The organism is Streptomyces sp. URMC 123 (assembly GCF_051386515.1).
In the GTDB taxonomy this organism is placed as follows: domain Bacteria; phylum Actinomycetota; class Actinomycetes; order Streptomycetales; family Streptomycetaceae; genus Streptomyces.
The window spans coordinates 1-1,512 of sequence record NZ_JBPQTV010000595.1; the positions used below are offsets into that span (position 1 = coordinate 1).

The 1,512-nt window shown below is 78.0% G+C and carries 2 protein-coding genes; both read right to left on the reverse strand.

Annotated elements, in window-relative coordinates; all coding sequences use genetic code 11:
- The coding region (locus tag ACSNOD_RS31055; RefSeq protein ID WP_436770415.1) for an SIS domain-containing protein at positions 1-1,055 on the reverse strand (1,055 nt) is incomplete at its 3' end.
- Positions 1,056-1,200: 145 nt separating this feature from the next.
- A complete protein-coding gene (locus tag ACSNOD_RS31060; protein ID WP_436770416.1) occupies positions 1,201-1,422 on the reverse strand; it encodes a Trm112 family protein in 222 nt (73 codons plus the stop codon).
- Between the last annotated feature and the right edge of the window lie 90 nt (positions 1,423-1,512).

The following is a 1,512-nucleotide window of genomic DNA, read 5'->3' on the forward strand; positions in this document are numbered from 1 at the left end:
ACCGGCACGTCGTGGCCGAGCGCGAGTTCCCGGGCGGCCGGGGCGGGCGAGTGGGCGTCGCCCGAGGAGCTCGGGTCGCGCAGCAGGACCACCCGGGCGTGCAGCGCCTCGGGGTCCTCCACCCGGTCCCGGAAGAAGTCGTCCGGGTCGGCACCGGCCGCGAAGGCGCCGGCCAACAGCCCGCTGTGCGCGGCCATGGCCTGCGGCAGTTCCGCGGCGAGGGCGGGCCGCCCGGCGACCGCCGACAGTACTGCGGCGAAGCGCCGGGCCGCCGCCCCCGCGGCGGGCCCCTCGCTCCACAGCAGCGGCAGCGCGCCGGCCAGCTCGGTGGCCAGGGTCTTGGCGGGGTTGCTGTAGGTCTCGACGGCCGGACCGCAGCGCTCCGCGACCCGGTCGAGGCGGTCGGCGACCCGCTGTACGGTGTCCGGCTCGGCGCTGATGAACCCGATCCGGTCGAACAGGGCGATCAGCGGTGTCAGCAGCGCCCAGAAGGTACCGGGCGGCTCGATGGGGGTCGTCCGGCCGGCGGGCACCTCGCCCTCGGCTCCCACCTCGTCGTACGGGGCAGCGCCCAGCGGCACGGAGAGGCCGTGCCGGCTGGTGACGGCCTCCGGGAGGGGCGAGCGGGCGGGGGCGACGGAGACCACGGAGCAGCCGCGCCGGTACGCCAGGTCGACGAGGGCCGACAGGCCCGGTTCCGTGCCGTCGTCGGTGACGACGATCAGGAGGTCGAGGGGGCCGGTCCAGCCCGGCAGGGTCCACAGCAGCGCTCCCGGGTCGGGGAGGGCGCCGTGGGGAGGGAGCAGGGTGACCGGGCAGGCGCCGCCGCAGAGCGCGGCGAGCAGGTCGGCGATGCCGGCGGCCGCGGGCCCGGAGCCGGCGACGAAGACGGCGCGGGGGCGGCCGTCGGGCCGCAGGTCGGCGATGCCCGCCTCGGCGGCGGCGCGTGCGGCGGTTCTGACCCGGGCGCCGGATTCGGCGGCGCCGCGCAGCAGGCCGCGCGTGTCCGCGCCGGCCAGGGCATCGGCGGCATCGAGGAGGGACTCGTCGAGCATTGCGGTGAAGCCTCCGATCGCCGTATGGGGCTTGTCGTCCGCCGCGCCACCCGCCCCGCCGACGGGGCGATCGGCTCGGCGGGCCCGCCCTGCGGGGCGGGGCCGAGCGGCGGGCGCGCGAAGGGGCGCGCCCTGTGCGGCCGGGTCAGGCCGAGCGACGGGCCTCGTCGACGAGCAGTACGGGGATGCCGTCGCGCACCGGGTAGACCAGGCCGCACTGGGCGGCGGTGCAGGCCAGCTCCGTACTGTCGACGTCGTCGCCGGGCGCGGTCCGCTCCGAGGGCTGCGGGTCGGCGTGCTGCTCACGAAGCGGAGCGTGGCACGCCGGGCAGGCGAGGATCTCGAGAAGGCCGGCTTCGAGCGGCATGGGGTGGCTGTCCCTTCGGTGGTTCCCCCCGGCCCCGACGGGCTGCGGGAAGTGTTCGGCGGTGCCAGCGTACCGCCGGTGGGGCCGGCG

Excerpts from the sequence above, each read along its gene's own strand:
- ACSNOD_RS31060 (WP_436770416.1), bottom strand. The coding sequence starts at position 1,422 with ATGCCGCTCGAAGCCGGCCTTCTCGAGATCCTCGCCTGCCCGGCGTGC.